This is a genomic window from Caulobacter sp., from assembly GCF_035254145.1.
In the GTDB taxonomy this organism is placed as follows: domain Bacteria; phylum Pseudomonadota; class Alphaproteobacteria; order Caulobacterales; family Caulobacteraceae; genus Caulobacter.
This window is the reverse complement of the sequence record NZ_DATFAV010000110.1, coordinates 1-6,935: the sequence shown is the minus strand read 5'-3', so window position 1 is coordinate 6,935 and position 6,935 is coordinate 1. Positions and strand designations below refer to the sequence as shown.

At 67.4% G+C, this 6,935-nt stretch carries 9 protein-coding genes and 2 pseudogenes; 2 read left to right on the top strand and 9 right to left on the bottom strand.

Annotation, left to right across the window (positions count from 1 at the left end):
- The 6 genes from VJ655_RS06385 to VJ655_RS06360 form a co-directional block, all read right to left on the bottom strand.
- Window positions 1-368 (bottom strand): homocysteine S-methyltransferase family protein (locus VJ655_RS06385; protein ID WP_324110230.1); only part of this gene is annotated, 368 nt, incomplete at its 3' end.
- Complete coding sequence (gene blaCAU / locus VJ655_RS06380; RefSeq protein WP_324110229.1) at window positions 365-1,234, bottom strand: CAU/MBL1b family subclass B3 metallo-beta-lactamase; 870 nt, start codon at window positions 1,232-1,234, stop codon at window positions 365-367. The genes blaCAU and VJ655_RS06385, both read right to left, overlap by 4 nt.
- A complete protein-coding gene (metF, locus tag VJ655_RS06375) occupies window positions 1,231-2,175 on the bottom strand; it encodes a methylenetetrahydrofolate reductase [NAD(P)H] (protein WP_324110228.1) in 945 nt (314 codons plus the stop codon). The genes blaCAU and metF overlap by 4 nt, the downstream gene beginning before the upstream one ends.
- Window positions 2,172-3,149: a metalloregulator ArsR/SmtB family transcription factor gene (locus tag VJ655_RS06370; RefSeq protein WP_324110227.1), complete on the bottom strand. Its 978-nt coding sequence runs from the start codon at window positions 3,147-3,149 to the stop codon at window positions 2,172-2,174. The genes metF and VJ655_RS06370 overlap by 4 nt, the downstream gene beginning before the upstream one ends.
- Window positions 3,150-3,238: 89 nt before the next feature.
- Complete coding sequence (locus VJ655_RS06365) at window positions 3,239-3,607, bottom strand: VOC family protein (protein WP_324110226.1); 369 nt, start codon at window positions 3,605-3,607, stop codon at window positions 3,239-3,241.
- A 2-nt stretch (window positions 3,608-3,609) separates the two neighbouring features.
- Window positions 3,610-3,963 carry a transcriptional regulator gene (locus VJ655_RS06360; RefSeq protein WP_324110225.1) on the bottom strand — a complete coding sequence of 118 codons (354 nt, stop codon included), beginning with the start codon at window positions 3,961-3,963 and terminating at the stop codon, window positions 3,610-3,612.
- A 31-nt stretch (window positions 3,964-3,994) separates the two neighbouring features.
- Here VJ655_RS06360 and VJ655_RS06355 point away from each other — a divergent pair.
- Both VJ655_RS06355 and VJ655_RS06350 read left to right on the top strand, forming a co-directional pair.
- Window positions 3,995-4,279, top strand: a pseudogene (locus VJ655_RS06355) (carboxymuconolactone decarboxylase family protein); the annotation flags it as partial.
- Window positions 4,242-4,570: pseudogene (locus VJ655_RS06350) on the top strand (carboxymuconolactone decarboxylase family protein). The pseudogenes VJ655_RS06355 and VJ655_RS06350, both read left to right, overlap by 38 nt.
- A gap of 75 nt (window positions 4,571-4,645) precedes the next feature.
- Here the strand turns inward: VJ655_RS06350 and VJ655_RS06345 are convergent.
- The 3 genes from VJ655_RS06345 to VJ655_RS06335 form a co-directional block, all read right to left on the bottom strand.
- Entirely contained in the window at window positions 4,646-5,605 is a 960-nt protein-coding gene (locus VJ655_RS06345; protein ID WP_324110224.1) for a 2-hydroxyacid dehydrogenase, read from the bottom strand.
- A 349-nt stretch (window positions 5,606-5,954) separates the two neighbouring features.
- Window positions 5,955-6,257, bottom strand: coding sequence for a hypothetical protein (locus tag VJ655_RS06340; RefSeq protein WP_324110223.1), 303 nt, complete (start codon window positions 6,255-6,257; stop codon window positions 5,955-5,957).
- A gap of 77 nt (window positions 6,258-6,334) precedes the next feature.
- On the bottom strand, window positions 6,335-6,935 hold a 601-nt coding region (locus VJ655_RS06335), incomplete at its 5' end, for an ATP-binding cassette domain-containing protein (RefSeq protein WP_324110222.1).

Sequence of the window (6,935 nt, the reverse complement as noted above, 5' to 3'; positions counted from 1 at the left end):
TCGGCGACCGAGCGGCCGATCCGGGCGCCTTCGAAATTGATGTCCCAGACGTCCTGCGCCGACAGGTGATAGTCGGCCTGGGCGATCGTGGTGCCCGAGAAGGTGTTGGTCTCGGAGATATCGGCGCCGGCGCTGAAATACGCATCATGAAGTTCCGCCACGAGATCCGGCCGGGTCAGGCACAGGATGTCGTTGTTACCCTTCATCTGGCCGTCGTAGTCCTTGAAGCGCTCGGCGCGATAGTCGGCCTCGGTCAGGCCCTTCTTCTGGAACATCACGCCCCAGGAGCCGTCCAGGATCAGGATCTTCTGCTTGGCGGCGGCCTTGAGGGCGGCGACGCGATTGGCGCGGATGGAAAGGTCGGTCATCGGTTGGCTCCAGCGCCCTGCTGGCGCGCCAGCTCCTTGTTGAAGGCGGCTTCGTATCCGTCGACGAACCGCCCGAGCTCGGTGGGGTCGACGAAGGCGTTGGGATCGCCGCGCAGCTGCTTCTGGCGCTTGGCCAGCAGGCCGCCCTGCTCCTCGTGGCTGGGCAGCACGACGTCGGTCGGGATGGCGCGCAGCTTGACGAAGCTCTCGCGATAGTCGGCGACGATGGCGCGATGCGCCTTGTTGCCGACAAGCACATTGCCAGCCACCGACAGCGAGCACGGGAAGGTGACGTTCAGCGGCCGCCCCTTCTCGACCACCGCCGTCGTCCAGCTAGTGCAACCGATGGTGTGACCGGGCGTCAGGTGCGCGACCAGCGTCGTCTCGCCCAGCTTCAGCTTCTGGTTATCGCCGAACGCCTTGTCGACCTTGACCGGCTGCATGGGCGTAGGGCCGTTCTCGTTGTCGCCGATGTGATGGCCCTGCTCGATCGCGGGCTCGTCCCCGCGCGAGATCCACAGCTTGGCGGTCGGAACGTCGGTCTTCAGTTGTGCCAGCCCGCCGGCGTGGTCGAAGTGGGCGTGGGTGTTGATCAGGATCTTCACGTCAGCGAGCTTGAAGCCCAGCGTGGCGATGTTGCGCTCGATCTGCTTGCCGACCTCGGGCGTCGGGCCCGCGTCCAGCAGGACGTGGCCTTCCGACGAGGTGATCAGCCAGGACGAGATGCCCTCTGTTCCGACGTAGTAGATGTTGCCGACCACGCGATAGGGCTTGGTGGGCTTTGTCCAGTTGGCGGGCATATCGGCGTGGGCCGCCGGCGCCAGGGCCAGGACCGACACCGCGACGGCGAGCAAGAGACGTTTCATGCCGCCGCCTCCGCCGGAGCCGGAGAAACCTCGCGCAGCCCCAGCACGCGGCAGATCGCATAGACCAGATCGGCCCGGTTCAGGGTGTAGAAGTGGAAGTCCTCGAAGCCCTGCTCCTGCAACTTGGCGCACATCTCGGCGGCGACCGAGCAGGCGATCAGGCGGCGGGTCTCAGCGTCGCCGTCCAGACCCTCGAACAGATTGGCCAGCCACGAAGGGATCGCCGTCTGGCACGCGGCCGACATCTTCTTCAGGCCGTTGAAGTTGGTCACCGGCATGATCCCCGGCACGATCGGGATGGTGATCCCGGCCGCGCGGACCTTGTCGACATAATGCAGGAAGGCGTCGAGATCGAAGAAGAACTGGCTGATCCCCAGCGTCGCGCCGGCGTCGACCTTCTGTTTCAGCACTTCGATATCGTGATCGATCGACGGGCTCTCCGGGTGCTTTTCCGGATAGACTCCGACCAGCACCTCGAACGGCGCGATGGCGCGCACCGCGCGGGTCAGCTCGGTGGCGTTGGCGTAGCCGTCGGCGCGCGGGACGTAGACCCCGCCGATTCCGCCCTCGCCCGGAGGCGGGTCACCACGCAGCGAGACGATGTGGCGAACACCCGTCTCCCAGTATTCGCGGATGACCTCGTCGACCTCGTCGCGGCTGGCGCCGACGCAGGTCAGGTGCGCCGCGGGCTTCAGGCTGGTCTCGTCCAGGATGCGCTTGACCGTGCGGTGGGTGCGCTCGCGCGTCGAGCCCCCCGCTCCGTAGGTCACCGACACGAAGGCGGGCTCCAGCGGCGCCAGGCGGGTGATCGCCTGCCAGAGACTCTCCTCCATCTGCGGCGTCTTGGGCGGGAAGAATTCGAACGACACGCGCGGACGGCTGGTTCGTTCGCCGGCGCGGGCGACGGGACCGATCACGCGATGGGTGGGCGGAAGGGTCATGCGGCGGTCCTCTCGGCGGCGACACGCGCTGGGCGGCGCGCCGTCCAGATCTTCACGGTCAGGCCCTCGCCGGTCGACGGCGGCAGGGCGATGTTGTTTTCCAGTTTCAGACCCGCCGCCTCGAGCCACGGGACGATCTCCGCGTCATCAAAGCCGAGGCGACGATGCTGATGGACCTCGCGCAGGAACTCATGATCATGCGGCGCGAAATCGGCGATCAGCAAAAGTCCGCCGGGCGCGACCAGTCGCGCGGCCTCGGCCACGGCGTTGGCGGGATCGGACAGGTAGTGCAGCACCTGGTGCACCGTCACCAGGTCAGCGCAGCCGCCGGGCAGTCCGGTGCGGAAGATGTCGCCATGACGCAGCTCGCACTGGACCAGTCCCGCCTTGGACACCTCGTCGCGCGCGATGTTCAGCATCTGCTGCGACAGATCGAGGCCGAGGGCGTTGCTCGCCCGCTTGCCCAGCAAGGTCAGCATGCGGCCCGCGCCCGCGCCCAGGTCGACCAGTTCGTCGAAGGGTCCCTCCCCGGTCGCGCGCAGGATCGCCGCCTCGACCTCGGCCTCGTCGACGTAAAGCGAGCGGATCTCGTTCCACCGCGCGGCGTTACGGGCGAAATAGGCCTGGGCGTCCGTCGAGCGCTCGGCCCGCACGGCCGACAACTTGTCGGCGTCCAGACGCACGACGGAATCGGCGTCGTCGATCAGGTCCAGCGCCTGCTCGACCAGGAACCGCCCCGCCGACTTGGCCGCCAGACGGTAGAACACCCAGGCGCCGTCCGGAAACCGTTCGACCAGACCCGCCTCGGCCAGCAACTTCAAGTGCCGCGACACGCGTGGCTGGCTCTGGTCGAGGATTCGGCATAGCTCCAGCACCGACAGCTCCTCGGCCGCCAGCAGCGCCAGCAGCCTCAGACGCGTGGACTCGCCGGCGGCGCGCAGCACCTCGACGACCTGTTCGGCGGTCAACTTCATGGGGATATAAAGATATCTTTATGTCCGTTTTGGCAAGGGGAAATCCAGGCGCCGCACGGCTCCGCGCCCGGAGGCGCGAATGATTATGCCTAGACCTCGGCCTTGCCGGGCTCCCAGAGCTCGATCTTCACCCCCGCGGGGTCGATCAGCCAGGCGAACCGCCCCATGTCCTCATCCTGCCGCCCGATAGGCTCGACGCCCTCGTCGGCGGCCTTGGCGAGCAGGCCGTCGATATCCTCGACCACGAAATTTATCATGAACGGCGCGCTCGACGGCGCGAAATATTGGGTGTCGGCGGCGAACGGCGACCAGGTCGCCTGGCTGGCCTTCGGCTGCTCGAAGATCACGCCGCCCCAATCGTGGACCTTAAACCCCAGCACGCGCGCATACCAGTCACGGACCGCCTTCGGATCCTCGGTCTTGAAGAAGAAGCCGCCCAGCCCCAGCACCTTCGCCATCGTCAGTTTCCCAAAGCGTTCGCCCAATCCTCCGACCACCTTAGCAGAGGCCACAGCGCGCCGATCAAGTCCGATCCGCGCGGGGTGAGCCTGTAACCCTCTTCCGCCGCCACGACGCCGGCCGCCCGCAACTCGCCGAGACGCGTGTTCAGGGTGCCGGGCGGCAGCTCCGCCGCCGACTGCAACGCCCGGAAGGTCAGAACCCTCCCCTCGCGCAGCTCCCAGACAACACGAAGCGCGCCGCGACGCCCCAGCAGGTCCATCGCCGCCATGATCGGCTTGCCGGTCGACGACCCGCGAACCGCGTGGCCCGGAAGAATTGCTTCATTTTTTGTAGCATTGTTGTCATTTCGCATGATACAGATTTTGTAGCACGGAGGATGTCGCATGTCGCCCAGGATCACGCCCGCCCAGCCGCCCTATTCGCCCGCCATCGCGCGGACGCTCGACCAGTTGAAGACGCCAGGCGAGCAACCCTTGTCGCTGTTTCGCACGCTGGCCCGGGACCAGCGCCTGTTCGCGCGCTTCACCGGCGGCGGCCTGCTGGATCCCGGACATCTTTCCTTGCGCGAGCGCGAGATCGTCATCCATCGCACCTGCGCCCTGAACGGCTGCGCCTACGAATGGGGCGTCCATGCCGCGATCTTCGCCGAGGCCGCCGGCCTCGATGACGAGCGACTGTCGGCTACGCTCGCCCCCGGTATCGCCTCCTGCTGGACCCCGCGCGAGGCCCTACTGATCGACTTCTGCGACGCGGTCCATGCGCGCGCCGACGTTGACGACGCCTTGTGGGCGCGGCTGGCCGAGGCCTTCAGCGAGGAGGCCCGGATCGAGCTGATGATGTTGGCGGGCTTCTACCGGACGGTCAGCCTTCTGGCGAACGGGTTGCGGCTGCGGCCGGAAAGCTTCGCGCGCGCCGCCCCCTCGGCTCCAGGCAGGATCGACATTCAACACAGCGCGTGAAGTCAATAACTCGCCTTCCTGGGCGCAAGACCCAGGAAGGCAGGAATTGTTCGCGGCCTTGAATGTCGATCGGCCCTAAGCCGCCACGGGCGTCGCCAGCGGCTCGCCGTGGAAATAGCGGCGCAGGTTCTCGAGCGTCAGGTTGACCATGGCCGGGATGCTGTCCAGCGTCGCGCCGGCCGTGTGCGGCGTCAGCACGGTGTGCGGGACGTCCGCCCAGCGCGCGGGCGGCGTCGGCTCGTGGTCGAAGACGTCGAGCGCCGCCATGCCCAAGGCGCCGGACTTGAGCGCGTCGATCAGGGCGTCCTCCTCGATCAGCGAGCCCCGCGCGACATTGACGATCAGCCCCTGGGGGCCGACCGCTTCGATCACGGAGCGATCGATCATGTGGCGGTTCTCGGCGTCGGGCCGCGCGCAGACCACCAGCACGTCGCTGTCGCGGGCCAAGGCCATCAGGCTGTCGGCCCGATGGTAGTCGCTCTCCTTGGGACGGGGGCCCCACCAGGAGATCTTCATCTCGAAGGCGCTCAGCCGGCTGGCCACGGCCTCGCCGATATAGCCGAGGCCCACGATCCCCGCCTTTCGCCCTCGCAAGCCGTGGCGGGGCGCCATGCGTTCGGCATGGGTCCAACGCCCCCTGCGCAGGCGGCTGTCGCCCTCGACGATGCCGCGCCAGGCGGCGAGAACCAGCCCCACCGCGTGGTCGGCGACATCCGAGGCGTTGAGGCCCGTCGAGTGGGTGACCGCGATCCCGTGCGCCTTGCACCAAGGCACATCGACGCCGTCATAGCCGACGCTGACGCAGGCGATCAGGCCCAGTTGCGGCATCTCGGAAAGCAGGTCCCGGCTCAGGGCCATCTCGCCGGCGTGGACAATGGCCCTGACCCGCAGCCCCGGTCCTTCGAGAAAAGTCATCGGGTCGGGATAGTCCCACAGCCGATGCACCACATAGGCGCCCTCCAGCAGCGGCTGCAGCGGCATGAGCATCTCGTGCGACAGCAGGACGTGCGGCTTGTCGATCGGGGTCTGCGGCATGCGTGTTCTCCATGGTGAGCCGTCGGCCGGACTATCACCCTTGCGAGACCAAGCTACTCCTCTGGGAGCGCTTATCCAGAGCTGGGCTGAGCGCCAACAACACGGTCGGGCGGAAGCGGTTCCCACAAGGCGCACGGCCAAGCTGTGAACAACTATGGGCTGAGCGAGTTTTGCTAGGGACGCCCAAAGGCGTCCCAGGCCCTGGAGAAACCTCGATGTTGACCAAGACGCTCGCCGCGACCGCGGCGCTCTCTATGCTGGTCGGCGGCGGCTCGGCCCTCGCCGCGCAGTCCAGATCGGCGACGGCCATCGGTCCCAAGCAGCCGATCCCGTACTCGCAACTCAACGCCTACATGAAGGCCTCGCCCAAGGCGCGGACCAGCAAGGACTGGTGGTCGGGTTCGGCCGGCGCCTCCACAGGCATGTCGACCGACACCTCGGCCACGGCCTCGACGCCGCCCAGCGATCCGACCAGCTCCATGATGGCGCCGTCGACCCCGACCGATACGTCGGTCAACCCCTCGCCATCCGCGGCCCCGCCCAGCATGCCGTCGACGCCGCCGACGGACAGCGCGCCGCAGCCCGGGGGTTCGACCATGCCGAACCCGACGACGCCCGGCGACACGTCGACCACGCCGCCTACGGAACCCAAGTAGAGGCGGAACCCAGATAGACTGCCTTCCGGGGCGGCGCTCGCCGCCCCGCTCGTCAGGTCCCGCCGTAGCGCCCCTACCGCGCGAACTTCTGGAACTTGATGCGCTTGGGGATCAGGCTGTCGGCGCCCAGGCGGCGCTTCTTGTCTTCTTCGTACATCTCGAAGTTGCCTTCGAACCATTCGACGTGGCTGTCGCCCTCGAAGGCCAGGATGTGGGTCGCCAGGCGGTCCAGGAACCAGCGATCGTGGCTGATGACCACGGCGCAGCCGGCGAACTCTTCCAGCGCCTCTTCCAGCGCCTGCAGGGTTTCGATGTCCAGGTCGTTGGTCGGTTCGTCGAGCAGGACGAGGTTGCCGCCGGCGGCCAGGGTCTTGGCCAGGTGGACGCGGTTGCGCTCACCGCCCGACAGCAGGCCGACCTTCTTCTGCTGGTCGCCGCCCTTGAAGTTGAAGCTGCCGACATAGGCGCGGCTGTTGATCTCGCGCTTGCCGACGATCATCACGTCGGTGCCGCCGCTGATCTCTTCCCAGATGGTCTTGTTCGGGTCGAGCGCGTCGCGCGACTGGTCGACGTACGAGAGCTTGACGGTCTCGCCGACCTTGACCGTGCCGGCGTCGGGCTGCTCGCGGCCGGTGATCAGCTTGAACAGGGTCGACTTGCCGGCGCCGTTCGGG

Excerpts from the sequence above, each read along its gene's own strand:
- blaCAU (WP_324110229.1), bottom strand. The coding sequence starts at position 1,234 with ATGAAACGTCTCTTGCTCGCCGTCGCGGTGTCGGTCCTGGCCCTGGCG.
- metF (WP_324110228.1), bottom strand. The coding sequence starts at position 2,175 with ATGACCCTTCCGCCCACCCATCGCGTGATCGGTCCCGTCGCCCGCGCC.
- VJ655_RS06370 (WP_324110227.1), bottom strand. The coding sequence starts at position 3,149 with ATGAAGTTGACCGCCGAACAGGTCGTCGAGGTGCTGCGCGCCGCCGGC.
- VJ655_RS06365 (WP_324110226.1), bottom strand. The coding sequence starts at position 3,607 with ATGGCGAAGGTGCTGGGGCTGGGCGGCTTCTTCTTCAAGACCGAGGAT.
- VJ655_RS06360 (WP_324110225.1), bottom strand. The coding sequence starts at position 3,963 with ATGCGAAATGACAACAATGCTACAAAAAATGAAGCAATTCTTCCGGGC.
- VJ655_RS06345 (WP_324110224.1), bottom strand. The coding sequence starts at position 5,605 with ATGCCGCAGACCCCGATCGACAAGCCGCACGTCCTGCTGTCGCACGAG.